The organism is Lysobacter solisilvae, from assembly GCF_016613535.2.
Classification (GTDB): domain Bacteria; phylum Pseudomonadota; class Gammaproteobacteria; order Xanthomonadales; family Xanthomonadaceae; genus Agrilutibacter; species Agrilutibacter solisilvae.
The window spans coordinates 3,487,628-3,514,214 of record NZ_CP071518.1 but is presented as its reverse complement, the minus strand read 5'-3'; the positions used below and the strand labels follow the sequence as shown (position 1 = coordinate 3,514,214).

Genomic DNA, 26,587 nt, shown 5'->3' with positions numbered 1-26,587 from the left:
ACCTCGCAACGTGACTTCCTGGCCCTTGCTTAGCCTGCTCATCTGGCTGCCGATCGTCGGCGGCCTGCTGACCCTCGCCTTCGGCAACGAACGCCCCAACGCGGCGCGCTGGTTCGGTATCGCCGTGGCCGCCGCCACGCTGCTGCTCAGCATCCCCCTGTTCACCGGCGTCGACATGACCTTCCCCGGCATGCAGTTCGCCGAGGAACACAGCTGGATCGCCGCCTACGACATCCGCTACGCCCTGGGCGTGGACGGCATCTCGATCGCACTGATCGGCCTGACCACGCTGACCTCGCTGCTGGTGCTGATCTCGGCCTGGGGCTCGGTCGACAAGCGCGTCAGCCAGTACTACGCCGCGTTCCTGATCCTGGAAGGCCTGATGGTGGGCGTGTTCTGCGCGCTCGACGCCATGCTGTTCTACGTGTTCTTCGAGGCCATGCTGATCCCGATGTTCCTGATCATCGGCGTCTGGGGCGGCCCGCGGCGCGTGTACGCGGCGGTGAAGTTCTTCCTGTACACCTTCCTCGGCTCGGTCTTCATGCTGGCCGCGCTGATCTACATGTACCTCAAGGGCGGCAGCTGGCAGCTCACGGACATGTACGCGCTGCAGCTCACCGCAACCGAGCAGATGTGGATCTTCTTCGGGTTCCTGGCGGCCTTCGCGGTGAAGGTGCCGATGTTCCCGGTGCACACCTGGTTGCCGGACGCGCACGTGGAAGCGCCGACCGCGGGCTCGGTGATCCTGGCCGCCATCATGCTGAAGATCGGCGGGTACGGCTTCCTGCGCTTCACCCTGCCGATCGTCCCCGACGCCGGCGCCGAGTACGCCGGCCTGGTGATCGCGCTGAGCCTGATCGCCGTCGTGTACGTCGGCCTGGTTGCCCTGGTGCAGGACGACATGAAGAAGCTGATCGCCTATTCGTCGGTCTCGCACATGGGCTTCGTGACCCTGGGCATCTTCATCTCCTTCGCCCTGGTGCGCGATTTCGGCAACGCCGACGCCGCCCGCCTCGGCCTGCAGGGCGCGATGGTGCAGATGATCAGCCACGGCTTCATCTCCGGCGCGATGTTCACCTGCGTGGGCGTGCTCTACGACCGCATGCACAGCCGCATGATCCGCGACTACGGCGGCGTGGTGAACGTCATGCCGTGGTTCGCCACGTTCTTCGTGCTGTTCGCGATGGCCAACTCCGGCCTGCCGGGCACGTCGGGCTTCGTCGGCGAGTTCATGGTCATCCTGTCGAGCTTCCAGAAGCACCCGCTGATCGCCTTCGCCGCCGCCATCACCCTGATCGTCGGCGCCGGCTACACGCTGTGGCTGGTCAAGCGCGTGATCTGGGGCGAGGTGGGCAATGCCCACGTCGCCGAGATGGAGGACATCAATTTCCGCGAGGCGATCGTGCTGGGCGTGTTCGCCGCAGGCGTGCTGGCGCTGGGCATCTGGCCCAAGCCGCTGACCGACCTGATGGAACCGTCGATCGCCAACCTCGCCACCCAAATCGCCACTTCCAAGCTGTAGGACGCGTCGGCCGCTGAGGCCGAACGCACCACCGCGCTCCTGCCGCCCGAGACCGCCTGATGATGAACATGCCCACCGCCGCCGAACTGATGCCGCTGCTCCCCGAGCTGGTGCTCGTGGGCGCCGCCTTCGTCTGGCTGATGCTCGACCTGTTCCTCGACGCGCGCCACCGCATCGTCACCCACGTGGCGGCCATCGCCACGCTCGGCGCGGTGGTGGTGATGATCGGCATGGGCATCGGCGGGCAGGGCACCGTCCTGTCCGGCATGTTCATCCGCGACACGGCCGCGGACGTGATGAAGCTGGCGATCTGCATCACCAGCATCTTCGCCCTGATCTACAGCTGGCCCTGGCTGCGCCAGCGCAACCTGTACCAGGGCGAGATCGCGGTGCTGATGCTGTTCGCGGTCGGCGGCATGATGCTGCTGGTGTCGGCCGGCAACCTGGTGATGATCTACCTGGGCCTGGAGATGCTGGCGCTGTGCTCGTACGCGCTGGTGGCGCTGGACCGCGACAGCCCGATCGCGTCGGAAGCGGCGATCAAGTACTTCGTGCTGGGTTCGCTGGCCTCGGGCCTGATCCTCTACGGCATGTCGCTGATCTACGGCGCCACCGGTTCGCTCGACCTGGCCACGATCGGTGCCTCGGCTCACGCGACCACGCAGGGCGCGATGCTGATCACCGGCGTCGTGTTCGCCCTGGCCGGCCTGGCCTTCAAGTTCGGCGCGGCGCCGTTCCACATGTGGCTGCCCGACGTCTACCACGGCGCCCCGACGCCGATCACGCTGTTCATCGGTTCGGCGCCCAAGCTGGCGTACTTCGGCATGGCGTACCGCCTGCTGGAAACCGGCGCCGGCCCGCTCGACGACCGCTGGCGCCTGATGCTGGCCGCCCTGGCCGTGGCCTCGCTGGTCATCGGCAACCTGAGCGCGCTGGTGCAGACCAACCTCAAGCGCCTGCTGGCGTACTCGACCGTCTCGCACGTCGGTTTCCTGTTCATGGGCCTGGCCGGTGGCGGCCCGCAGGGCATGGCGGCGGCGCTGTTCTACGCGATCAGCTACGCGGTGATGTCGGCCGCGGCCTTCGGCGCGATCGTGATGCTGGCGGGCAAGGACTTCGAGGCCGACAACATCGACGACTACAAGGGCCTCAATGCCCGCAACCCGTGGCTGGCCGGCCTGATCCTGTGCGTGATGGCCTCCCTGGCCGGCGTGCCGCCGTTCCTGGGCTTCTGGGCCAAGCTGGCGGTCCTGCGCGCGGCCTTCGAGGGCGGCCTGTGGTGGCTGGCCATCGTCGGCCTGGTGTTCGCCGTCGTCGGCGCCTTCTACTACCTGCGCGTGGTCAAGGCGATGTACTTCGACGAGCCGCAGGGCGACGCGCGGCCGGCCAACAGCGACCGCCCGCTGGCCGTCGTGTTCGGCGTCAACGCGCTGGCCCTGCTGGCCCTGGGCTTCACCTGGAGCCCGATCATGGCCTGGTGCAAGTACGCCTTCGGCGCCTGATCCGCGCCCCGCACAGCCAGACCACGCCGGGCGCCCCATGGGGCGCCCGCTGCGTTTCGGGGCCAGCCCCGCAGCCCGGGGCTTTCAACAGCGAAGCTGGTCCAGCGATAGCGCATCGCGCCTCCGGGGAACCCGGGCCCGCGGGAGCCTTGAACGCGCCGCGGCGCGCTGCGACCTTCCGGACAGGCCGACCTCACCGACGGCGATCTGTCCGAAGAGCCCTTGGTTGCCGGCGGCGCGGTAAAAGAACGCAACGTCATGGAAGCACCCCATGACGCTTTCACGCGACGGCGCTAGAGTTGCCCCATGAAGAACCTCCGCGTATCCCTCGTCCAGGGCCAGACCCGCTGGCACGATCCCGCCGGCAACCGCGACTACTACGCGCGGCTGATCGAGCCGCTGCACAACCTCACCGACCTGGTCATCCTCCCGGAGACCTTCACCAGCGGCTTTTCCAACGAGGCGATCGACAGCGCCGAAACGATGGAAGGCCCCACCGTCGACTGGCTGCGCGAACGCGCCGCCAGCATCGACGCGGCGATCTGCGGCAGCGTGCAGCTGCGCACCGCGCAGGGCGTCTACAACCGCCTGCTGTTCGTGAAGCCCGACGGCGAGCTCACGCACTACGACAAGCGCCACCTGTTCCGCTACGCCAAGGAACACGAGCGCTACGCCGCCGGCCAGGAGCGCCTGACCGTGGAGTGGAAAGGCTGGCGCATCTGCCCGCTGGTCTGCTACGACCTGCGCTTCCCCGTATTCGCTCGCAACCGCTACAACGTCGAGGTCGAGAACGGTCTCGACTACGACCTGCTGATCTTCGTCGCCAACTGGCCGGCCGCGCGCAGTTATCCCTGGAAGACCCTGCTGCGCGCGCGCGCCATCGAGAACCTGTGCTTCGTCGCCGGCGTCAACCGCGTGGGCACCGACGGCAACGGCCTGGAGTACTCCGGCGACAGCGCGATCATCGACTTCCTCGGCCACCCGCTGACCGAAGCCACCGACGAGGAAGTCGTCTCCACCATGCTGCTGCAGGCCGCGCCGCTGCTCGAACACCGCGCGCGTTTCCCCGCGATGCTGGACGGGGATGCGTTCCGGCTGGTGTGAGAAGTGGGGCGCATGTCGGCGGCGGGCCATGAACTCCCTCCCCGCAAGGCGGGGAATTGGCTCGGCCACCCTCACCCCGTCGTATAACTCGCATTCCCCAATCCCGTGCCGATCGTCAGCACGGCCCAGCGGCGGGCGCCCTGCATGCGTGCGCGTTCGCTCAGGCCCTGCACGACCGCGTCGTTGTGCATCACCACCGACGCACGCTCGCCCCCGATCGCATCCAGGCGCGCATCCAGCGCCTCGGGCAGGCTGAAGGGCGACTCCCAGTCGCCGGGCAGGTTCTGCGCGCCGTGGGCGATGCGGCCGTCGGGCTGCATCATGCCGGGGCAGGCGATGCCGATGAAGGGCGCCAGGCCGATGCCGAGGGTGCGCGCCTGCGCGGCCAGGCCGTTGAGCATGCCGGCCAGCCGCAGCACGGCCTCGTCGCGCCGCGGTTCGTCTTCCACGTGGCGCCACTGCATGTGCTCGAGCACGCGCGCGGCCGAGCCGTCGGGGGCATCGCGCAGCCCGTGCTCGATGATGCCGCAACGCAGGTTGGTGCCGCCCACGTCGACCGCCAGGAACGCCTCGTGCGCGTCGTGCAGGCCCTGGGGCAGCAGGTGCACCCAGCCGAGCAGGCCCGCCTCGTCCGCGTCGTGCTGGAGGATGCGCAGCGTCACGCCCGCACCGTCCTGCGCGAGCAGGCAGGCGGTACGCCGGATCGCGAGCCCGCCGAAGCGGCTCTCCACGAAACCGCCGCCCAGCACGATCGCGCTGACCCCGTGCCATTCGGGTTGCGCGAGGAAGCCACGTGTCACCTCCGCCAGCCGCATCGCGTAGCGTTCCACCGCCACGTGGACCAAGGTGCGCCGCATCGGCGTCGCCGCCGACCAGCACCAGGTCCAGGGTCTTCTTCGGGATCTCCTCGCTGGGCGTATCGCCGAACGGGTCGGGCCCGGTGCATTGCTGGCGGGCCTGCGCCAGCAGCTCGCGGAAGGCGGTCTGGCTCGCCCGGTCGCCCAGGAAGCCGCCGCTGTCGGGATCGCGCACCGTCAGGTTGCAGTTGTCGATCGTCAGCCCGGGCAGCCGCGTTGCGGCGTGCTGGCCACGGGTGTCCGCGGGGAGCGGGGCAGGGTGCACGCGTCGACGTTCGTCCAGGGCCGGGGAGGCTCCGATATAGCGCACCCGGCGCGGTGCGCGGATGAAAGCCGCCTGTCGCGCCGGGTTCACGGCGTGCCGCGTGGCGCGTTGAGGCAGGGGAGGGCGCTGCGTTCGAACCTCCATCGCATCCACGACCCAGCCCGCGTCGACGCCACCATTCCGCCCGCCACGTCCCGGTGCTACAAAGACGCACGGCCCAGGGATGGCGCAGGACACAGGGCCCCACATCCACCATCGCAAGGAGGCGCACATGCTCAACGCCGTCATCGACATCTCGCACCACAACCAGGTGTCCAGCTTCGACACCGTGCGACAGGCCGGCATCCTCGGCGTGTTCCACAAGGCCACCCAGGGCCCCGGTTACGTGGATCCGACCTTCGCCCAGAACCGCACGCGCATCCTCGATGCCGGCCTGCTGTTCGGCGCCTACCATTTCGGCACCGCGGGCGACGCGGATGCGCAGGCCGAACACCTGCTGTCGGTCGCCGGCAAGGACGCGCTGCTGGTGCTGGACTTCGAGTCCAACCCGCAGGGCGGCAGCATGACGCTGGATGAAGCCGAACAGTTCGTGCACCACATCCACCAGGCCACCGGACGCTATCCGGGCCTGTATTCCGGCGCCACGATCAAGCAGGCGCTCACCGCCGCGGGCATCACCAGCCCCGCGCAGACCGAGCTGTCCAAGTGCTGGCTGTGGGTGGCGCAGTACGCGACCGCACCGCTGGTGGCCAAGGCCTGGAGCAGCTGGACCCTGTGGCAGTACACCGACGGCGCCGCCGGCAGCGGCCCGTATGAAGTGCCCGGCGTGGGGCGCTGCGACCGCGACCAGTTCAACGGCACGGCGGAGCAGCTGCAGGCGTTCTGGAAGCAGGGCAGCGCGATCGTGGCGGCGGCGCCGGTGGCGGAGCCGGCTTGACGATCAGACCGGAGGAGTAGCTCCTTCTCCCGCATCGGCTACCCCGCTCGCAGGGAAGGGCTGGGGAGGGGGCAGGGCAATCGCCGCGCCTCGACGAAGGTTCTGCCGTGCTGACTTGGACAGCCAGCAGAAGGGAACCATGTTGCGATGCCTGGCGCTTGTCGAAATCGGACGCTGGGTTGGCTCCGTCAACCCAGCGTCCGAAGGTCAGGTCCAGGCGACCGTCAGGACTGCTTGATCGTGCAGATGATTCCCTGAGTGGTCTGGCTGCAAGAAACCGTGATTATGCGGCCGACGGTAACGGTGCCCTGAACGCTTGCTCCAAGGTCGACGATGCGAACCGTGAAATTGCGCCAGTTGTTGGGGTCCTGGAAGGTGTAGATCATCGTTGATCCCGCGCCGCCTGCAACAGACTGCAGAGTGTCCGGAATGCGATTCCCCTCCGAATCCTTGGTGGTTTCCGGAACCAGCTTCCAGGTCATTGTTGCCTTGTCATAGACATACAGCGAAGTACTGCCGTCTGGCATCGTCCAGAGGACCGTCTTCTGGATCTCCAGGTCGAACGGCGCGACGGAAGTCACGAAATTCCACATGTCCGCGAAATAGATGGTGCCCGAATCTCTCAGATACAGGTTGATGTTCGATTGCAGCTGAGGAAACTCGAGCATCTCGTATCCGTCCTGCGGAAACAGATTCCCGTTGATCGACACGTAGCGCTCGGAACCCTGTGCGATTCGGTTGAAATAATCGCGTACAGCCGGCTCGGGAGCCGCGAACCAGGTTTCCAGGTGGCAAACGCGCCTGCCGTCCCACTGGACTTCACAGACGTTTGTAACCGTCACCTTGAAAGTGTTGGACGGCTTGGCCAGGTCGAACATGTAATGCGTGCGAGGCCCGGCCTGCTTGGCCTTGGTCATGCGCTGGACGGAAGTGCAGGCCGAGCAATTGATGGTCTTGGCGGATGCCCCGAAGCTGGCGGCGAGCAGGATGCATCCCAGTACAACACGAATCCACATAATCCATTTTTCCTTGTGTAGGTTGGTCGACCACATGCCGCGGTCGGCGATTACTCTAGCAATTTCCCTCAGCGGGAAAAGCAGATTCTTGCCGTGGATGGTCCTTGTGATCCTGGACGATGCACCTTGTCCGGCACTCACCCCCGCGCCCTGGAATGATCGTCGGTGCTCGCACGGCAGCAAGGCAGGGAGGGTCTGGCGGACGTCGCGCGGGATCAGTCTGCGTCCCGCGGTCTTTACGCCGCCAGCCGATGCTCGTAATACGGCCTCTCGCGGTCGTCCAGGATCGCCAGCGCCGCATCGAGGTTCGCCGGGTCGGGATTCAGCCACGCGTCGATGTTCGCCGGCTTGATGGGGATCACGCAGCGGTCGTGTCCGGCGGCGGCGATCTCCGGCGGCGGGTCGTCGGTGATGGCGGCGAATGACAGCAGTTCCTCATCGCCCTGGCGCCAGTGCGACCACACGCAGGCGACCAGCATCGGTTGCGGCGGAGTGGGGCTGAACTCGAGGATCACGTTCTCCTCCGTCTCGCCCGCGCGCAGTTCCCGGCGCTCCACCGCGTGCCGGCTCACGTTCTCGTAGAACGCGTCCATCACCACCAGGCCGTGCGTATGGCCGAACTGTTCCTTCCAGAAGCCGCGCAGGTTGTCGCGGCGCGCGTTGTAGCAGCCGGGATACTTGCTGTCGTAGAAGGCCGGCTTGCCGGCGGGCCGGCACTGGTAGCGCATCGGCTTGACCACGCGCCGCCCGTTCTCGACCACCAGCACCGGCGCGTACCAGCCCGGGAAGATGCGTGCGTCCTCGCCCGTCAACGCGGTGCGGCGCAGGTCGGCCAGCTTGCCCAGCGTCCAGGCGATCTTGTCGGTGGCGATGCGCTGGCTTTCCTGCGCGGCCTTGGTGGTCTTCACCTGCAGCGTGCGCTGCGCGTCGGCCAGGCGCTTGCGCTGCTTGAACAGGTCCTGCTCCAGTTTCGTCGCCTGCTGCGCGTCGTATTGCGCGATCCATTCGCGCACCTGCCGCGCCTCCTGCGAGCCGTCGCGCGCGAAGGCGGCGTCGACCGCCTTGGGGATGCGCAGCTTCGCGCCTTCCTTGCGGTTCCAGTACAGCTTGACGAAGTCACCGATCGAGATGTCCGCGCCATACAGCCGCGTGTACTCGTGGTAGTCCGCTTCGATCCGGGCCGAATAGCACATGGGGGAGATGCCGGCGGGGGCCTGAGAAGATGGTAGCGCGCCCCGATGAAAACACAGCAACGAGTAGCCCAAACGCGTCGCAACGCGCGACGAAGGCAAACCACGACGCCACCGAGCCCTGGATGCAACCCAAGCCCGCAGGAACCCCCCATTCACAGTCGCAACGCCCCGGCATCCTGCATGCCCGCCTCCGCCTCTGCCGCTGCCGCGGCCGCCAGCGCGTCGGCCACCGTCGCCGCACTGAGATGGCGCAGCAGCGCCGCCAGCGACACCACGTCCTGGTGGTTGTGCGCCAGCACGCGCCGCAGCATCCCGCTGCCGCCCCCGCGCAGGTAGTCCAGCCACGCGGCCGGCGCCTGCGAACCGGGCAGGTCGTCCTCGCGCACCACGCGCAGCACCTGGCGTTCGATGGTGGCCAGCCGGCAGTTCTCGTAGACGCCGCGGTAGCGCCGCCGCGTCGGATAGAGCAGGTCGACGTGAGGCAGGTCGGCGAGCGGATTGCGCATGCGCGCCAGCCGGTAGCGCGTGGCCAGCAGCGGCGCATCAAAGCACTTGCCGTTGTAGCTGCACAGCACCGTGTCGGGTGTCAGCCAGGTGCGGAACACCTCGAGCATCGCGCGCTCGGCCGAGGTGTTGGCGATGGTGAGCTGGCGGATGCGCAGCGCGCCCTGGTGCCAGTCGGACGCCCCGATCATGAAAGCCCGCGTGCCGGTGCCGCCGGCCAGGCCGGTGGTCTCGGTGTCGAAGAACAGCAGGTGGGCGGTGGCGATCGGCTCCTTGCGGTCGAAGCTGCCGTCGAGGTGCGCGGGCAGGGCGTCCTCGGGCAGCGTGGCCTGGGTGAGATGGAGGCCCGGCGCGATCTCCTCCCCCGGCAGCGAGCGGTCCTGCGGCACGCGCACGCGCAACGGCGCCGGCGTGCGCAGGCGCAGCAACTGGCGCAGGTTGTCGAGGCCGAGCAGGGGCGGGGTGGTCGGGGCCGGTGCCGTTGGCAGCGAGTCGAACGGGGAGATTGCCGTCACCGGCGTCACTTCGCTCGGCGCAGGCCCGCCCACTGCCCCCGCCATTCCACCGGCCTGGCGCTTGAGTTGCTGGAGCTTGGCGAGGGTGAGTGTCATGCGGTGCGCGTTACCTCGTATTCGTCATTCCCGCGCAGGCGGGGCGTTGTATTTGCTCGTCATCCCCGCGCAGGCGGGAAGCGCTTCTCAACAGCGAAGCTGGTCATCCATGGACGTTGTTCTTGCTCGTCATCCCCGCGTACGCGGGGATCCAGTGACTTTTGCGTGGCCCCGAAGAGCCACGCCACTGGATGCCCGCGTTCGCGGGCATGACGAGGGGTGTAAGCCCACTCGTTTTCCTTCCAGCAAACCCCCACGTCCATGGATGCCCGCCTTCGCGGGGATGACGAGCCATTTGGACGCCCGCCTGCGCGGGCATGACGAGCCGTTTGAATGCCCGCGTTCGCGGGCATGACGAGATGTCTAAGCCCACCCGCTTCTCTTCCAGAAAAAACCTACGTCCATGGATGCCCGCCTTCGCGGGCATGACGGGAGGTTTAGGCCCGCTCGCTTCCCTCGCAAACCTACGCCCCTTTGCTCGTCATCCCCGCGCAGGCGGGGATCCATGGACGTTGTTCTGCCGGTCATCCCCGCGTAGGCGAACGCTTCTTGGTCGTCATCCCCGCGTACGCGGGGATCCAGTGACTTTTGCGTGGGCCCCGAAGAGCCACGCCACTGGATGCCCGCGTTCGCGGGCATGACGAGATGTCTGAGCCACCCGCTTCTATTCCAGAAAAAACCTACGTCCATGGATGCCCGCCTTCGCGGGCATGACGGGAGGTTTAGGCCCGCTCGCTTCCCTCGCAAACCTACGTCCCTTTGCTCGTCATCCCCGCGCAGGCGGGAAGCGCTTCTCAACAGCGAAGCTGGTCATCCATGGACGTTGTTCTGCTGGTCGTCCCCGCGTAGGCGAACGCTTCTTGGTCGTCATCCCCGCGAACGCGGGGATCCAGTGACTTTTGCGTGGGCCCCGAAGAGCCACGCCACTGGATGCCCGCGTACGCGGGCATGACGAGGGGTGTCAGCCCACTCGTTTTCCTTCCAGCAAACCCCCATGTCCATGGATGCCCGCCTGCGCGGGCATGACGAGATGTCTGAGCCCACGCGTTTCTCCTCCCGAAAAACCTACGTCCATGGATGCCCGCCTGCGCGGGCATTACGGAATGTCCTGGGCTCTCTCGCCTGGCCCTCACGCCCCCTCCAACGCCGACAACACCCGCAACGCCAGCGCCCGCGGCGTCGTCTCCACATCCTCCTGCGCCGCCAGCACCGGACCCACGCAGGCGGGGCAGCCCGCCTTGCAGTCGCAGCGCTCCACCAGCTCGCGCGCGCGCACGATCAGCTCGTGCTGGCGATGCCACAGCGGTTCGCTCTGGCCCACGCCGCCGGGGTAGTTGTCGTAGAGGTACACCGTCGGCACGAAGCGCTCCTGCGCGTCGATCCCCGCCAGCTCCATCGCCTGTCCATCCGTGGCGCGCAGCTGGCCGCGGCCGTTGCGGTCGGTATGCGCCGACCACGCGCCATCGCCGCTGCCCACCGCCTTCTGCAGGTCGGCGGCGTCGGCCATCACCGCCACCTTGGCCACCACGTGCAGCGCGTACGCCGCGCCCAGGAAGCCGTCGAGCGCGTCCTGCCGGGACGCGAAGCGCGCATCCAGCTCGCCCTGCGGCAGCTGCCACCACAGCGCACTGGTGTGCATCTCCTGGTCGGGCAGGGTGACCGGCCCGTAGCCGATGTTCTCGTGCGTGTAGTAGCGGATCTTCTTGTACCCGGCCACACGCCGCACCACATGCACCTCGCCGTGGTGGCAGGTGCCCGCGCCGGCGATGCCGCCGTCGAATCGCTCCAGCACCTTGAGCTTGGTGTAGTCGATCGCGTCGGTGTAGTAGTCCACGTGCGTGCGCGTGACGTAGGCCTTGCGGCCTTCCCAGTCCAGCCGTTCCACCTGGTAGGGCGTGGACTGCACCATGTGGATCGCGCCCTCGTACAGCATCAGCGGCGCTGACGAGAAATCCACCTCGGCGATGATCACCTGCCGCCCATCGGTGCGGTCCACCACCACGAAGTTGCCGTCCGCCACCGAGCGCAGGCTCACCGCATTGGCCGGATAGCTGTCGGCGATCCACTCCCAGCGGTCGCCCTCGCCATGCACCACGCCGTCCTGCGCCAGCAGTTCCAGGTACACCGTGGGGTCGACCCCGCAAGGCGCCGCCGGCCCGAAGCGCTCGCCCTTCAGGAAGGGCAGTTCGAAGGCCGCGCAGCGGATGTGGTCGAGCAGGATCACCGGCTGGTCCGGCGCGATGCGCGCCTGCTCCGGCGTGGCGGCGCTGAAGAACTCCGGATGCCGCACCACGTACTGGTCCAGCGGATCGGAACTGGCCACCAGCACGCCCACGGAAGCCTGCTGCCGCCGGCCCGCACGCCCGAAGCGCTGCCAGGTCGCCGCGACCGAGCCCGGATACCCGTTGAGCACGACGACATCGAGACTGCCGATGTCCACGCCCAGCTCCAGCGCCGAGGTCGACACGATCCCGTCGATCGTGCCGGCCCGCATCGCGCGTTCGGCCTCGCGCCGCTCCGTGGGCAGGTAGCCGCCGCGATAGGCGCGGATGCGCGCCGGCTTGCGCGGGTCGCTGTCGAAGACGTCCTTCAGGTACTTGGTCAGCACCTCGACCATCGTGCGCGACTGCGCGAACACCAGCGTCTTCAGGCCCGCGCGGATCGCCGTGCGCGCGATCTTGTTGCTCTGCGAGCGCGCCGACGCCCGCAGCCCCAGGTCCGGGTTCACCACCGGCGGGTTCCACAGCAGCACGTGCTTGTCCCCGGTCGGCGCGCCGGATTCGGTGATCGCGGTGACCTCGCCTTCCAGCAGGGCCTCCGCATGCGCCTGCGGATTGCCGATCGTCGCCGAGCACAGGATGAACTGCGGCGACGCCCCGTAGAACGCGCACACCCGCCGCAGGCGCCGCAGCACGTTGGCCAGGTGCGAGCCGAACACGCCGCGATAGCTGTGGATCTCGTCGATCACGACGTACTGCAGGCCTTCGAAGAACTGCGCCCACTTCGTGTGGTGCGGCAGGATCCCCTGGTGCAGCATGTCCGGGTTGCTCACCACGATGTCGCCATTGAGCCGGATCGCCTGCCGCTGGTCGCCGGGCGTATCGCCGTCGAAGGTCGCCGGCCGCAGGCCCAGGTTGCCCGCGCGGTTGAGTTCCAGCAGCTCGGCGACCTGGTCCTGGGCGAGGGCCTTGGTCGGGAACAGGTAAAGCGCTTTGGCCTGCCGCGTCATCGCCCCGGCCACCACCGGCAGCGTGTAGCACAGCGACTTTCCCGAGGCCGTGGGCGTGGCGATGACGACGTGCCCGCCGCGCTGCACGGCGTCCCAGGCCTGGGCCTGGTGGGCATAGAGCCGGCCGACCCCCCGGGCCCTCAGGGCCGCGGCAAGCGCCTCCGGCAGGTCCGCGGGCAGGTCGGCGTAGACGCCCTCGCGCCCCGGCAGCACGAAATGGCCGGTGACCAGCCCGGCGTGCTTGCCGGCCAGGCGCGTGGCGAGCGCACCGCCATCGGCCTTGGGCGCGGGCAGGGGCGGCGGGGCGAACAGACTCAGTGCGGACGACATCGCGGGCTCCAGCAGGAGCGCTCTATGTAGGGCGAGGGCGTCTCATCGGCTGCGACTGGGCGTGACCCTTCCCCCGCTTGCGCTTGGCCCCTTCCCCCGCTCCGCGGGGGAAGGTTGGGATGGGGGCCAACGATCGCCGCGCATCAGCCCCTTCCCCCGCTTCGCGGGGGAAGGTTGGGATGGGGGCCAACGATCGCCGCGCATCAGCCCCTTCCCCCGCTTCGCGGGGGAAGGTTGGGATGGGGGCCAACGATCGCCGCGCATCAGCCCCTTCCCCCGCTTCGCGGGGGAAGGTTGGGATGGGGGCAGACGATCGCCGCGAACCGCGCCACCTGTTCGTAGCCCGGGCAACGGCAGCTACCGCATCTGGGTGAATCAATATGTCGCACGCAACAGGAGCACCGCGACCTGCGGCCCCAACCCCAACCCTCCCCCGCAGAGCGGGGGAGGGAGCTCGCCCCCCAACGACACCTTCACAACAGTAAGCCCGGCACACTCCTCCGCTGGACCCCCTCCCTGGGATGGCGGCCGGCATGCAGCAGCTGATGCGGTTTGCGATCGTTACGGCCTGCTACTGGGTGGTCGCGTGGTCGACGTTCCAGATCGAGCTGGCCAGCGGGGGCGTCGCGTCGATCTGGATCGCCAACGCGCTGGTCATCGGCTACGCCGTGCATCGCCCCCATGTCCGCCTGCCGTGGCTGCTGGCGGCGGTCGTGCTCGCGGTGACGCTCAACGGCGTGGCGCTCCAGCGCCGGGTGGACCTGGCCTTCCTCGGCGGCCTGACCAGCGCCTTCGAGATCTACGCCGTCTGCGCGGTGATCCGGCGCCTCGGCCTGCGCCCGGGCAAGCCGCTGGCCGACCGCGACGTGTTCGCCTTCCTCGTGCTGTGCGTGCTCGTCGTGCCTGCCTTCGCGGCGGCCTTTGGCGCCTGGACCCGCTGGCTGGTGACCGACGTGCCCTGGACGCGGCTGTGGGTCGACTGGTGGCGCGCGGACGCCTTCGGCATGTTCGTCGGCCTGCCGCTGCTCTGGGCGCTGGACCGAACGAAGTTGAAACGGCTGACCATCGGCCCCCAGGCGCCCGAGTTCTGGTCCCTGGCGACGATGACGGTGCTGGTGGTGATTGCCAGCCTGGTCTACGCGCGCCATCCGTTCGTGCTGATTTCGCTGCCGCTGCTGATGGTGGCGGTGCGCACCGGCGTGCTCGGCACCGCGCTGTGCAACGCCCTGATGATCGCCAGTGTGCTGTTCGTGGTCGACGCCCACCATCGCGGCTACCTGCCTGTGCTGCGCGCGGCCGGCGAGGGCGTGGCGCTGGTCGACATGTGGCTGTCGAGCTGCATCTGCGCCGTGGGCCCGCTGCTGGTCGCGTTCATGAGCAGCCAGCGCAACCGCGAGCGCTATCGCGCCATCCGCGCCGGCGAACGCGTGCGCATCCTCACCGACGCGATGCCTGCGTTCGTCGCGGAAATCGGCAAGGACCTGCGCTACCGCTTCGTCAACGCGAAATACCAGGCCACCTACGGCCTGCCGCCGGAAGCCATCATCGGCAAGCGTCCGCGCGACCTGCTGGGCGACCAGGTGGCCGAACAGATCCAGCCCCACCTGGAGCGCGCGCTGGAAGGCCACCCGCAACGCTTCGACGTCACCATGGGCGACGGCACGCTGCTCGAAGCGGTGTACGAACCGCTGCCCAGCGCCGGCAGCGTGCTGGTCCTCGGCCATGACGTCACCTGGCGCCACGAGGCCGACCGCCGCTTCCGCAACCTGCTGGAGTCCGCGCCCGACGCCATGGTCGTGGTGGACGTGCCGACCCGGCACATCGTGCTGGTCAACGAACAGGCCGAACGCATCTTCGGCGTGTCGCGCGACGCCATGCTGGGCGAGCCGATCGGCCGTTTCATCGACGATCCCGAACGCCTCGCCGAGGCGATGGCCGCCACGCATGAAAGTGACCCGGATGGACGCACCTGGGACGTGCTGGCCTTCCAAGGCCGCCGGCCCGATGGCCGCGGGTTCCCGGTGGAAGTGGTGCTGAGCCGGCTCGCCGGCGCCGCCTCCTCGCAGGTGGTGGCGGGCATCCGCGATGTCAGCCGGCGCCAGCAGGCCGAGGACGACCTGCGCCGTGAGCGCGAGCAGGCACGCGTGACCCTGCAGTCGATCGGCGATGCGGTGCTGACCTACGACATCGCGCTCGCCGTCACCTCGCTCAACCGCGTCGCCGAGGACATCACCGGCTGGTCCAGCACCGAAGCCGTCGGCAAACCGCTGGAGCAGATCGTGCGCCTCTACGATTCCGACGAGGCGGGCGCCGAAGCGGTGCACATCGAATCCCGGCGCGGCCCGGGCGACGACATCTACGAGGCCGACCTGCTGCTGCGGCGCCCCGGCCAGGAGAGCCTGCAGGTCGAAGTCTCCGATGCCCCGCTGCGCGACGACGACGGCCAGGTCATCGGCGGCGTGATGGTGGTGCGCGACATCAGCCAGACGCACGCGATGGCGCAGCGCATGGCCTACCTGGCGCAGCACGACCACCTGACCGGCCTGCCCAACAGCCGCCTGCTGCAGGAGCGCCTGGCCGAATGGCTGCTCAGTTGCGAAAAGGCCATAGAGGTCTGCAACGGCGCCCTGCTGTTCGTCGACCTGGACCTGTTCAAGCACATCAACGACTCGCTGGGCCACCACGCCGGCGACTGGGTGCTGCGCAAGGTCGCCGACCGCCTCGAGCGCGCGGTCGGCGAAACCGATGTCGTGAGCCGGCAGGGCGGCGACGAGTTCGTCCTGCTGCTGCCGCGCGTGGCCGGCCAGGAACAGCTCGAGCGCACCGCCGAACAGCTCATCCGCACCATCGAACAGCCCCTGCAATACGGCAAGCGCACGCTGCACGTTTCCGCCAGCGTGGGCATCACCGTGTTCCCCGAGAACGGCACCGACCCCAAGCTGCTGATCAAGCAGGCCGACACCGCGCTCTACCACGCCAAGCAGGCCGGCCGCGGCCGCTTCAGCTTGTACACCGCCGCCATGGGCGAACGCGCCGACCAGCGCCTGCGCCTGGAGACCGAACTGCGCACCGCGATCAAGGAAGGCCAGCTGTTCCTGGAATACCAGCCCAAGGTCCGCTACCCCGAACGCGACCTGGTCGGCATGGAAGCCCTGGTCCGCTGGCACCATCCGCGCGGCATGGACATCCCGCCGGGTGATTTCATCCCCGTGGCGGAAGAAACCGGCCTGGTCATGGCGATCGACGAATGGGTCCTGCGCGAAGCCTGCCGCCAGGTCGGCGCCTGGCACGAAGCCGGCCTCAAGCCCGTCCCCGTCGCCGTGAACATGTCCCTGGCCCGCGCCGACGTCGACCGCCTCGTCCACAACATCGAACGCGCCCTCGCCGACGCCCACCTGCCCGCATCGCTGCTGGAAGTGGAGTTCACCGAAAGCCAGATGCTCGGCCAGAACGTCCGCTCCCGCCAACTCGTCGACCGCATCCGCGCCCTCGGCGTGCGTCTTGCGGTAGACGACTTCGGCACCGGCTACTCCAGCCTCAGCTACCTCGCCGACTTCCGCTTCGACACCATCAAGATCGACCGCGCTTTCGTCCACGGCCTCCCCGACGAGAACGAAGGCCGCGCCGTGATCCAGGCGATCCTGGGCATCGCCGAATCACTGGAGTGCTCGGTCGTGGCGGAGGGCGTAGAGACGGAGGCGCAGGCCGGCGCGCTGAGCGACATGGGCTGCCGCAACATGCAGGGCTTCCTGTTCGCCCGCCCGCTGTCGGCGGGGGCGTTCGAGTTGGAGCTGGATAGGGGCCGGGTGGGGGAGGGGGCGGCTGCGGTGATCTAGCGACACGAGGACCTCGTACGCGCCTGCTTCGTCTACAAGCGCTGACGCCTCGCTCGTGATCCACGCACCGCCGCACGTCAATCCCTGCGCAAGCCCTACTCATCCCCGCGAAGGCACCACGTCCGTCATCCCCGCGAAGGCGGGGATCCATGGACGCTAGCCTTGTGCAGTCGACGAAGACTTCGTGCACCCCCCAGTCCGTCATCCCCGCTCACGCGGGAAGCGCCTCTCAACAGCGAAGCTGGTCATACAGATCACCGAGTTCGTCATCCCCGCGCACGCGGGGATCCAGCAACTTCCGCTCTAGTGCCGTCCCCCCGAAGCCTTCGTAATCCCCAGCCCGTCATCCCCGCGAAGGCGGGGATCCATGGACGTTAGCTCCAGTCCCTCCCCGAAGCCTTCGTGATCCCCCAGCCCGTCATCCCCGCGCACGCGGGGATCCAGCGACTTCCGCTCCCCGCGCCGTCCCCGAAGCCTTCGCAATCAGCGACTTCCGCTCTCGTCCCGTCCCCGAAGCCTTCGCAATCCCCCACCCCCGTCATCCCCGCGCACGCGGGGATCCAGCGACTTCCGCTTTCCACCACAACCAACGGACTTGTGGCCCCTGGGCAAGCAAGGCGCACCCAAGCGACGCCCCTGCAACGGCATGTAGCATTCCCCCAGCCCCACGGAGCCACCCATGCCCACCGACATCGAATCCCTGAAATCCACCCTCCGCACCTTCGCAGCAGAGCGCGAATGGGACCAGTTCCACACCCCCAAGAACCTGGCCTCCGCACTCGCCGTAGAAGCCTCCGAAATCCTCGAACACTTCCAGTGGCTCACCGAGGAACAAAGCTGGTCCCTCACCGACGCCAAGCGCCAAGCCGTCGGCGACGAAATCGCCGACGTCCTCTTCTACCTGATCCGCCTGGCCGACAAGCTCGACGTCGACATCATGGCCGCAGCGAGGGACAAGCTCGCCAAGAACGCCGCCAAATACCCGGTCGAAAAGGCAAAAGGCAGGATCACGAAGTACACCGAGCTGTGACTGCGGGGCCGGGCCCTGGTTTGCTCATGCTGGGAGCGTCGGTCGCGATCGCGATCCAAGTCAGGAGTCCCGTCGGACCCTTAGCTCCTCTTACCTAAGCCTGGTGCGCCGCCCTGCAAGAAGGGATTGCCACCTCGGCCACGCTCTGGGTCTGGTGTAGGAGCCTTGTCCTGCTTGGCGCCCATCGCAGTCGCGGTTCCCCGGTAAGAACGCAGGTAGTGCGCCAAGTTGCCTTCGAGCGCGCGGGGTGCCGAGGTTCGCCGCAGGCGCAAGTCGAGTCCAACAAACTCACTTTCCAATTGGCAGCTGTCAAGAAACCACAAGAGAACAGGTTTGTAAGCGAGGTTGCTTTGAAGTGGCTTCACGAGCCGCGCAATCAGGGTAGAGTCCCCGTGTTGCTTGTAGTGGTCCGTAGCCGACGCTGCCAGCAATTCGAAGTGCGGAGATTTTACGAACCTTCGCCAATCCACGAGCCCGGGCGTTTTCAAGTGGGCGTTGAAAACAGCCTTCGCACGTAGTTCATGAGTGGTCTCGGGCGCACTGGGCTTCCTTGTAGCCTTTGCGGGCATGGTTAGTGACCTCCTCTTCTTGGCAATGTCATAGCGACTTCACGGAAGGCGCTAAGAGCCGCCTCCACCAACCTCGTCATCCCCGCGCACGCGGGAAGCGCCTTTCAACAGCGAAGCTGGTCATCCAGCGACTTTCGCTCTCCGCAGCGACCACAGCGAAGCTACCGCACCTCACGCCCCCGCAACCACTCCCGCGCAGCCCCCACCGGATCCACCTGCCCAATAAACCGCCGCCTCGCGATAAGCCCCACGCTCTCCACCGCCGTCCACCGCGTATCCCCGTCGCCGTCCTCATCCTCAACCAGCGCAGCAAGCGCGGGCAGGGCACGCCGATTCCGCAACCGCCCCAACGCCACCACGATCGCATCGCGCGCCTCGAGGTCCTGCTCCACCTGCAACGCCCCCACCAGCACGTCCACCGCCGCGTCATCGCCCACCAGCGCCCCGAGAATCGCAGCACCATCCTCACGCGCAGAAGCCTCGGCATGCCGCAACAGCGCCGCCGCATACCCCGCCGCCGCCGGGCCCTTGGCGATCAGTCCCCACTGCGCATGCGTCCGCAACGTCCACAACCGACGCCCCTGCGAGCGCCGCTCCCGCAACGCATCGAGATACATCTCGTACAAGCGCACGTAGTGGGCCAAGTCATCGCGGTAGTACCGCAGATCCGGCCGCCCCGAGCGATCGACGGGATACCAGGCCTCCTTCACCGGGTTGAAGGTAAGCCGAGCAAGCATGACCAGCATCCAGCGATGCACATCGATCCAGCTTCCCATCCCCGCGCCCCCTCCGATTCCCAGCCCGGTGCCCCACCTACCGCCGTCATCCCCGCGAGGCGGGGAGGCGCGTCATTCTTGAGGCTAGTCATCCCCGCGAAGGCGGGAAGCGCCTCGCGAAGCTGGTCGTCCATGGACGTCCGCCTTGTCCACGAAAAGGCCCGTCCCCCCCCCAGCCTCGTCATCCCCGCGAACGCGGGGATCCAGCGACTTCCGCCCAGCGCCTACCTCACTGCGCCAACAACTGATCAATCACCGGATCCATCTTCGCCTTCGTCCCCTGCCACTTCGTCAGCGCAAACCCACCCTTCCCGCGAAGGTGGTACTCCGCGTACCCGATCTGCATGCCACCCCGCCACAAGCGCAACTCCGCATGCGACAGATACGGCGCCATATCCCAGGACCTGAGTGCCGTATACGTCAGGGTGACATCGCAACCACCAGCCGCCTCGCTACTCACCACGTCCGTCGCGATGCTATGACGGCTGAACCCGTCCCGCACCACATCCACGAAGTCCTCGACGATCACCTTCGGGTTGCTGACGACGCAGACCTTCTTGAGCTCCGCCACGCCGGTGACCGGCTTGACCTGCACGGCAGTGCAGGCGGTAAGCGCAGCGATGGACATTGCCGCCAATGCGAACTTCTTCATGGAATCCCCTGTGGATTTGGTGAGTCTTGTAGATCGGCCTTGATTTGCCGGCCGATTCCCGGATCAGCAATACGAATTTGGGCCGGAGGCTGCATATCCGTCTATGTGCCGCTTATTCGAGTGCGCGCACATAAAGGGTCTTCCCTGTGGCACCCGGCGGGATGCGTTCTTCCAAGGTAAAATGTCGAGGATGCTCGCGTAACAGGTGCCTGAGCTTCTTCTGCCCGTACAGGCGCGGGTCGAAGTCCGGACGAATCTTGTTGAGGTAATGACCGGCGGCGCCGAGTTGCGCCCAGCCCTCCTCATCGGACCCCTCCCAAATGGCCTGGCGAATCATCTCCAGTGGTATGGGTAAGCCGGCTGAGCGGCGACGGTCAAGATCTGGGTGCGGATGGGCATCAGCAAACTCGGTCAGGCTACGGCCTGCTCGACCAAGGCGTTGGCCAGATGCTCTTGCATCTGGCGGGCCTGACTCAGGCGGGCGTTGAGTTGGTCGCAGAGGGCCATCAGTTGATTCACTTTGGCAACGATTCGATGTTGTTCAGCTACTGGGGGAAGCTGTATGGGATACCGCGCCAGCTTCTCGCCAGACAAATGCTTGATGGTTGCCCCAGTGAAGTACCGATCAAGCAACCCTGATTGAGCGCCTACCTTCAAGCAAAACTGAATAAAGAATGGTGAAACGCCCAGCCAAGGGCGAGCGCGATGTAGAGCCTTCTGAATAAACATTTCTTCAACGTCGCTCTGCCAGACAGCACACCTCCCCGGCTCCCCCCCTTCGCAAATAACCAGGTCTCCCGGACTAACCCGGTACTCATGACGCTCTTGGTCTTCAAATCGCATCTTCTTGAGGTCATCGAGTTCAAACGTAAACCACTGAACATTGGTGTTTCGGAGGTAAGGCCGCAGCGTCCCCTTGTTCTTTGCGCTATCGAGCATCTTTCCGAGGCGTGTTTCTGAGATCGAGCCAAACCGTACCCATCTCCAGCTCGATGGCAGTACGTAGGGCCACTCATTAGTCTCAACCTCGGGCAATGCGGTTTGCTTTCTAACCTTCCCCTCAGCCACTAGTTGCGCCTTTCTCTGAGAAATTCGCTCGAGCAACTCACTAGCTGGTTCATCGCCTTGATCTTGCGGAACCAGCTTGCCCATCACGGCCAATTGCAGCACTGCCTGCTTGAGAGCGTCGACGCTGGATTCGGTGGTGAACAGGGTGTGGAAGTGTTCGGCCAAACGCTGCCAGCTAGCAGCGAAGTCTTCGGCATCGACGGCTTGAGTCAGGCTGTCGAGCAGCGCACGAACCAGTTGCGCGTGCACGCTTTCGGCACCTTCCTGGCGGGCTTCCAGTCTGTCGCATAGCGCCATGAGCTCATCGACTTTGTCGACGATGCGGTGTTGCTCGGCGAGGGGAGGGAGCGGAATCAGCCCGCTGAAGAATTGGCCATCGTTGATTGCCGGATAGGCAATGCCCATCTGTACTGATTCAACGTAACGAACAAAAACAGGGCTCCGCAGGTACCAAAAGAAGTACCTTGACGGCATGGCCAGATAGGGGTGAACAACTGCAAACGCAGTGCTCGCGATGGGCTCTTGCGCATAATCTTGATCAATGACCGCCACATTCAGAAGATACGGACGGATCGTTGAGTAGATGACCGTTCCACGCCTGACGAGCTTTCGTGCCCGCGAAGGTGCCGACTTTGCCGTCAAAATCTGTGGGTCTTTGATCACGCCGGCGGCGTTGTCAATGGAGCCGACGTCGATATAGGTGAAATCCCGATTCGGAGTTTTCTGCCCCCAATCATGACCAACCTCTGCAAGTCGCGTCCATTGCCATCCAGCAGGCAACTCGTACGGCTTCCCCTCATCATTGATTTCTGCTTGGGCCTTCTGCTTGCGGATCTTTCCCTCCGCCATCAGCTTCGATCTTTCTTTGGAAATATCCCTCAGCAACTCACGAGCCGGTGCATCCCTCGGGTCTTGCGGCACCAACTTCCCGCGCGCTGCCAGCTCAAGAATTAACTCACGGAGCCTTTGAATGCCATTGGGGGCGCCCGCCAGCAGCGGCATATTCTCGACGAGCTGCGCAGTCATTGGCCTCGCTCCAGCGCTTCGGCCAGCATGGTCCGGAGCTGATTACGCAGCTCGCTGACTTGGCCCTGCAGCTTTTCATACTGGCAGAGGAGTTCGTCGGGATCGTGACTAATTTGTTCACCCACGTGCGGGTTCTTGCAGTCCAGATTCCAGTTCCGCGCCTTAAGATCATCGACACCGACCTTCCAAGCGAATGCGTTCTCCACCCGCGCGGCGTAGCCGTCGGTCTCGCTACCCCACCAAGCTGCCTCGACCGCAAACTCCTCGACGCGCATGGGCTTTGTCTTGGAATAGCTCTTCGTGCCGGCAGGATACTGGTGCTCGTAGAACCACACCTCGCGGGTCGGTGTGCCCTTGGTGAAGAAAAGGAGGTTGGTCTTGATGCCGGTGTAGGGGTTGAACACGCCGTTGGGTAGGCGGACGACGGTGTGCAGGTTGCACTCCGTTAGCAGCTTTTCCTTGATCCGACTCTTGATGCCCTCGCCGAATAGGAAACCGTCGGGCAGGACCACCGCCGCGCGACCGCCCGACTTGAGCACCTGCATGATCAGAACGAGGAACAGGTCGGCCGTTTCGCGCGTGCGGAAGGCCGACGGGAAGTTGTTCTCGATGCCGTCTTCCTCCATGCCGCCGAACGGGGGATTGGCGACCACGCAGTCCACCCGCTCGCCCGGTCCCCAACTCGTCAACGGTCGGGACAGGGTGTTGTCGTGCCGGACCTGGCTGGGCACCTCGATCCCGTGCAGGACCATGTTGGTGGTGGCCAGCAGGTGCGGCAGCGGCTTTTTCTCGACGCCCAGGATGCTGGCCTGCAAAACCTGTTCGTCCTCGGCGGTTCGGACGTAATTCTTGCGCTTGTGTTCGATAGTGCAGGTCAGGAAGCCGCCGGTGCCGCAGGCCGGATCCATCACCGTTTCGTGCAGCTTTGGGTCGACCATGCGCACCATGAACTCGGTGACCGGGCGCGGCGTGTAGAACTCACCTGCATTGCCGGCCGCCTGAAGGTCACGCAGTAACTGCTCGTACATATCGCCGAAGGCATGGCGTTCCTGCGCCTTGTTGAAGTCCACACCGGCCTGGATCTTGTTGACGACCTGGCGCAGCAGTTGGCCTGACTTCATGTAGTTGTAGGCGTCCTGGAACACGTCCCGTACGACGTAGCCCAGCGGCTTGTTCTGGCGCGGCGCCAGCTCACGCAGCGACGGGAACAGGTCGTTGTCGATGAACTCCTTCAGTTCGTCGCCGGTGATGCCTTCCGGGTCGGCTGCCCAAGTCCGCCAGCGCAACCGCTGCGGCAATGGCGAGCGGTAATCCTCGTTGAGCAACTCCCATTCCTGCTCGCGGTCGTCAAGAATTTTGAGGAACAGCATCCAGACCAGCTGGCCGATGCGCTGGGCGTCGCCGTCGACGCCGACATCCTTGCGCATGATGTCCTGGATGGATTTGATGGTGGAGCCGATAGACATGCGGTCTTCTTCTTCTGGGCGCGGGATTTGGTCACCGCGCGATGGTCAGGGATGAGAAAATTCTGCGGAATGATCAGGCTGCGGCGCCGTCATTGCTCGCGGTGTACAGCTGGTCTTCAAGGTCACGCACCGCCTGCAGGTAGCCGTCACGCCCGCCAAGGCTGGACACCAGTTCCATTGGTGCACCCAGCCGGCGGAAAGGATCCAGCTGCAGGATGCGGATGTCTTCGATGTGCTCGACTCCCGTATCGGCATACTTGTCGAGCAGGCCTTCCAGCACCTGGCGCGCGGCGCCACCATATCGGGCGAAGTAGTTGCGCTTTCGCACGTTGTCCGCGCGTTCCCTGCGCGACAACGGGGGCTGGTCGAAGGCGACATGGCAGACCAGGTCGAACGGGTCTAGCTGCTTGCCAAGCTTGACTTCCACCTCTTCCGACAGCGCCTCCCACAGCACGCCCTGTTCGGCCAGCTCCTGAATGATGGCCTTTTTCTGCGCTGCATCGGACCACCGGCGCAGGAACTCGTCGAGCGAGGCGAACTGGCGCCGGACCCGCTCGCGGGTGTAGTCCTTGAGCGATTCGGTGATGAGACGGCCATCCGGCCCGTAATACTGGACGCGCTCGGCTACGACGGTGACGGGGAGGTTGTCGACCACGTAGCGGATGCGCGGTTCGCCGCGCCGGCCATCCGCGTCCACGCCACCTTCCACGTCCGCACTGCCCGTACCTCCATCCACTTCAACGCCCTCATCCGGCGGGACAGGCGATTGGCCAGGGCCGGGACTGTAGATCTGCACTGGATCGCCATCGAAGGCGGGATCGGCGAACAGCTCGGTCGCCTTCTTGAAATCCATGATCGTGAACCAGTATTTGCCGTAGTCCTCGTTGATGCGGGTGCCACGGCCGATTATCTGCTTGAACTCGGTCATCGATTTGATGTGCTGGTCGAGCACGATGAGCTTGCAGGTCTGTGCATCGACCCCCGTGGTCATCAGCTTGCTGGTGGTGGCGATGACCGGATACCGTTCTTCCGGGTTGATGAAGTTATCCAGCTCGGCCTTGCCTTCCTTGTCGTCTCCGGTGATGCGCATGACGTACTTGCGGTTTTCGCGGACGCGTTCCGGGTTGAGATTGACCAGCGCCTGGCGCATGCGCTCGGCATGGTCGATGTCGTCGCAGAAGATGATGGTCTTCTGGTAGGGATCGGTGGCCAGGTATTCGGTGACCTTCTGGGCAACGGCATGGGTACGCGCCTCCAGGACCAGGTTCCGGTCCATGTCGCTCAGGTTGTAGATGCGGTCCTCGATCTCGTTGCCGTGCTTGTCCTTCATGCCCTTGGGCGGCCGCCAGCCCTGCAGGTCGCGGTCGAAGTCGATGCGCACGACCTTGTAGGGCGCCAGGAAGCCGTCCTCAATGCCCTGTTTGAGGCTGTAGCTGTAGACTGGATCGCCAAAATAGAGCGTGCTGGAGACTTCGCGGGTTTCCTTGGGCGTGGCCGTGAGGCCTATATGGGTCGCACCGGAGAAGTATTCCAGCACCTCGCGCCAAGCTGAATCCTCGGCCGCGCTGCCGCGATGACACTCGTCCACGACGACCAGGTCGAAGAAGTCCCGCGAGAACTGCCGGTATATGTTTTTCTCCTCCTCGTTGCCCGTGACCGCCTGATAAAGCGACAGGTAGATCTCGTAGGAGGTGTCGATCTGGCGCTTGGCGATCTTGGTCATTGGCGCGCCGAACGGCTTGAAGTCGTTGTTGCGCGTCTGGTCGACGAGGATGTTGCGGTCGGCCAGAAACAGAATGCGCTTCTTCTGCCTGGACTTCCAAAGTCGCCAGATGATCTGGAAGGCGGTGTAGGTCTTGCCCGTGCCAGTGGCCATGACCAGCAGGATGCGATCCTGGCCGCGGGCAACTGCCTCGACGGTCCGGTTGATGGCGTTGACCTGGTAGTAACGGGGGCTGCGGCCGGACCCGTCGTCGTAGTACGGCGCCTCGACTCGCTCGGCCGCGCCGTCAGCCAGTCCTTTCCATTGGCAGTAACGCCGCCACAGTTCCTGCGGGGTTGGGAACTGGTCCAGCGTCAGCTCTTGCTCGACCGGATCGGAGAGGCCCGTGCGGTCGTGGAACTGGAACCCGTCGCCATTGCTGGAGAACACGAAGGGCACTTGCAGGTCGTCTGCATAGCCTAGGGCCTGTTGCATGCCCGAGCCGACCGAATGTTTGTTGTCCTTCGCCTCGATCACGGCGAGGGGCAGATTGGGCCGGTGGTACAGGACGAAATCGGCGCGCCTGGCCTCGCCCCTGGTATGCAGCTTGCCGCGGACGATGATGCGGCCCTTAGTGAACGAGACCTCTTCACGGACCTGGAGCTCGAAGTCCCATCCCGCCCGGTTGAGAGCCGGCACGATGAACTGCGTGCAGATGTCACGCTCCGATAGTGACTTCTTGTCGATCTGGTTTCCCGCGATGCCGGCCACGGTCATCTGCGTCCCCCTCGCAGTGCTGGACGCTGATCATGCCTGCCGGCGCCGCGGCGCGCGAGCCGCTCTGGGTACTGGAGGCGGGGAGCTACCGGCGGGACTGATTGGGCAAAGTGAGTGCTTCAGTCTGATCGGCGTGCAACTTGGGCTGCGGATTCGCCCGTGGGGATAACTTCTGCACTGTTGGGGATAAGTGCTCGGCCCCCCGAGCTCAAATTCCCGACCGCCGCCCTTTTTACTCGGCGCCCCGAGCAAAACTTCCCGCGCCCCGAGCAAATCGCTCGGCCCCCCGCCTTCTGAGCTCGGCACCCCGAGCCTTTCGCTCGGCCTCCCGAGCAAAAAGCTCCGCCCCCCGAGCAATTCGCTCGGCAGCCCGAGCAATTTACTCGGCGCCCCGAGCTTTTCGCTCGGCCCGCCGAGCACTTATCCCCACCCGCCGAGCACTTATCCCCACGGGCCGAGCACTTATCCCCACGGGCCGAGCTCCGAGCTCGGCGCAATAAAAAAGCCCGGCGGATCAGGCGCTTGGCCGATCCGCCGGGCTCACTGGGACTGCAAAGTCACTGGATCCCCGCGTTCGCGGGGATGACGATCAGGGCTGAAATGACGATCAGGGCT

At 66.0% G+C, this 26,587-nt stretch carries 17 protein-coding genes; 6 read left to right on the top strand and 11 right to left on the bottom strand.

What is annotated here, in order from left to right; all coding sequences use genetic code 11:
• Positions 1-10: 10 nt before the first annotated feature.
• The 3 genes from I8J32_RS15460 (at position 11) to I8J32_RS15450 (ending at position 4,128) form a co-directional block, all read left to right on the top strand.
• Positions 11-1,522 carry an NADH-quinone oxidoreductase subunit M gene (locus tag I8J32_RS15460; RefSeq protein ID WP_200613232.1) on the top strand — a complete coding sequence of 504 codons (1,512 nt, stop codon included), beginning with the start codon at positions 11-13 and terminating at the stop codon, positions 1,520-1,522.
• A gap of 59 nt (positions 1,523-1,581) precedes the next feature.
• Positions 1,582-3,024, top strand: coding sequence for an NADH-quinone oxidoreductase subunit NuoN (gene nuoN / locus I8J32_RS15455; protein WP_200613229.1), 1,443 nt, complete (start codon positions 1,582-1,584; stop codon positions 3,022-3,024).
• A gap of 306 nt (positions 3,025-3,330) precedes the next feature.
• Positions 3,331-4,128 carry an amidohydrolase gene (locus I8J32_RS15450; RefSeq protein ID WP_200613226.1) on the top strand — a complete coding sequence of 266 codons (798 nt, stop codon included), beginning with the start codon at positions 3,331-3,333 and terminating at the stop codon, positions 4,126-4,128.
• Positions 4,129-4,199: 71 nt separating this feature from the next.
• Here I8J32_RS15450 and I8J32_RS15445 read toward each other — a convergent pair whose 3' ends face one another.
• Positions 4,200-4,985, bottom strand: coding sequence for an ROK family protein (locus I8J32_RS15445; protein WP_245156354.1), 786 nt, complete (start codon positions 4,983-4,985; stop codon positions 4,200-4,202).
• Between the two features lie 536 nt (positions 4,986-5,521).
• Here I8J32_RS15445 and I8J32_RS15440 point away from each other — a divergent pair.
• The gene (locus tag I8J32_RS15440) at positions 5,522-6,187 is read left to right on the top strand and encodes a glycoside hydrolase family 25 protein (protein ID WP_200613221.1); all 666 of its coding nucleotides are present in this window, start codon (positions 5,522-5,524) and stop codon (positions 6,185-6,187) included.
• 224 nt (positions 6,188-6,411) lie between these two features.
• Here the strand turns inward: I8J32_RS15440 and I8J32_RS15435 are convergent, their stop codons facing one another.
• The 4 genes from I8J32_RS15435 to I8J32_RS15420 all read right to left on the bottom strand — a co-directional run bounded on the left by I8J32_RS15435 (position 6,412) and on the right by I8J32_RS15420 (position 13,070).
• Positions 6,412-7,239 carry a hypothetical protein gene (locus I8J32_RS15435; RefSeq protein ID WP_207526667.1) on the bottom strand — a complete coding sequence of 276 codons (828 nt, stop codon included), beginning with the start codon at positions 7,237-7,239 and terminating at the stop codon, positions 6,412-6,414.
• Between the two features lie 200 nt (positions 7,240-7,439).
• Complete coding sequence (locus I8J32_RS15430; RefSeq protein ID WP_200613215.1) at positions 7,440-8,396, bottom strand: SOS response-associated peptidase family protein; 957 nt, start codon at positions 8,394-8,396, stop codon at positions 7,440-7,442.
• 152 nt (positions 8,397-8,548) lie between these two features.
• Positions 8,549-9,511, bottom strand: a complete 963-nt coding sequence (locus tag I8J32_RS15425; RefSeq protein WP_200613212.1) for a ribonuclease H-like domain-containing protein — start codon at positions 9,509-9,511, stop codon at positions 8,549-8,551.
• Positions 9,512-10,640: 1,129 nt separating this feature from the next.
• Entirely contained in the window at positions 10,641-13,070 is a 2,430-nt protein-coding gene (locus tag I8J32_RS15420; protein WP_200616504.1) for a DEAD/DEAH box helicase, read from the bottom strand.
• 533 nt (positions 13,071-13,603) lie between these two features.
• On the opposite strand from I8J32_RS15420, the gene I8J32_RS15415 reads away from it, so the two are divergent.
• Complete coding sequence (locus I8J32_RS15415; RefSeq protein ID WP_200616033.1) at positions 13,604-16,906, top strand: bifunctional diguanylate cyclase/phosphodiesterase; 3,303 nt, start codon at positions 13,604-13,606, stop codon at positions 16,904-16,906.
• A 679-nt stretch (positions 16,907-17,585) separates the two neighbouring features.
• Positions 17,586-17,936 (top strand): nucleotide pyrophosphohydrolase, encoded by a 351-nt coding sequence (locus I8J32_RS15410; RefSeq protein WP_200616032.1) that lies wholly within the window; start codon positions 17,586-17,588, stop codon positions 17,934-17,936.
• A 730-nt stretch (positions 17,937-18,666) separates the two neighbouring features.
• Here I8J32_RS15410 and I8J32_RS15405 read toward each other — a convergent pair.
• The 6 genes from I8J32_RS15405 to hsdR form a co-directional block, all read right to left on the bottom strand.
• Positions 18,667-19,281, bottom strand: coding sequence for a HEAT repeat domain-containing protein (locus I8J32_RS15405; RefSeq protein WP_200616031.1), 615 nt, complete (start codon positions 19,279-19,281; stop codon positions 18,667-18,669).
• Between the two features lie 229 nt (positions 19,282-19,510).
• Positions 19,511-19,933, bottom strand: coding sequence for an Sbal_3080 family lipoprotein (locus I8J32_RS15400; RefSeq protein ID WP_200616030.1), 423 nt, complete (start codon positions 19,931-19,933; stop codon positions 19,511-19,513).
• A 112-nt stretch (positions 19,934-20,045) separates the two neighbouring features.
• Positions 20,046-20,270, bottom strand: coding sequence for an OST-HTH/LOTUS domain-containing protein (locus tag I8J32_RS15395; RefSeq protein ID WP_200616029.1), 225 nt, complete (start codon positions 20,268-20,270; stop codon positions 20,046-20,048).
• A gap of 74 nt (positions 20,271-20,344) precedes the next feature.
• Positions 20,345-22,027 (bottom strand): restriction endonuclease subunit S, encoded by a 1,683-nt coding sequence (locus I8J32_RS15390; RefSeq protein WP_200616027.1) that lies wholly within the window; start codon positions 22,025-22,027, stop codon positions 20,345-20,347.
• The gene (locus I8J32_RS15385; RefSeq protein ID WP_200616026.1) at positions 22,024-23,493 is read right to left on the bottom strand and encodes a type I restriction-modification system subunit M; all 1,470 of its coding nucleotides are present in this window, start codon (positions 23,491-23,493) and stop codon (positions 22,024-22,026) included. The genes I8J32_RS15390 and I8J32_RS15385 overlap by 4 nt, the downstream gene beginning before the upstream one ends.
• Before the next feature lie 73 nt (positions 23,494-23,566).
• The gene (hsdR, locus tag I8J32_RS15380; protein WP_200616044.1) at positions 23,567-25,942 is read right to left on the bottom strand and encodes an EcoAI/FtnUII family type I restriction enzme subunit R; all 2,376 of its coding nucleotides are present in this window, start codon (positions 25,940-25,942) and stop codon (positions 23,567-23,569) included.
• Between the last annotated feature and the right edge of the window lie 645 nt (positions 25,943-26,587).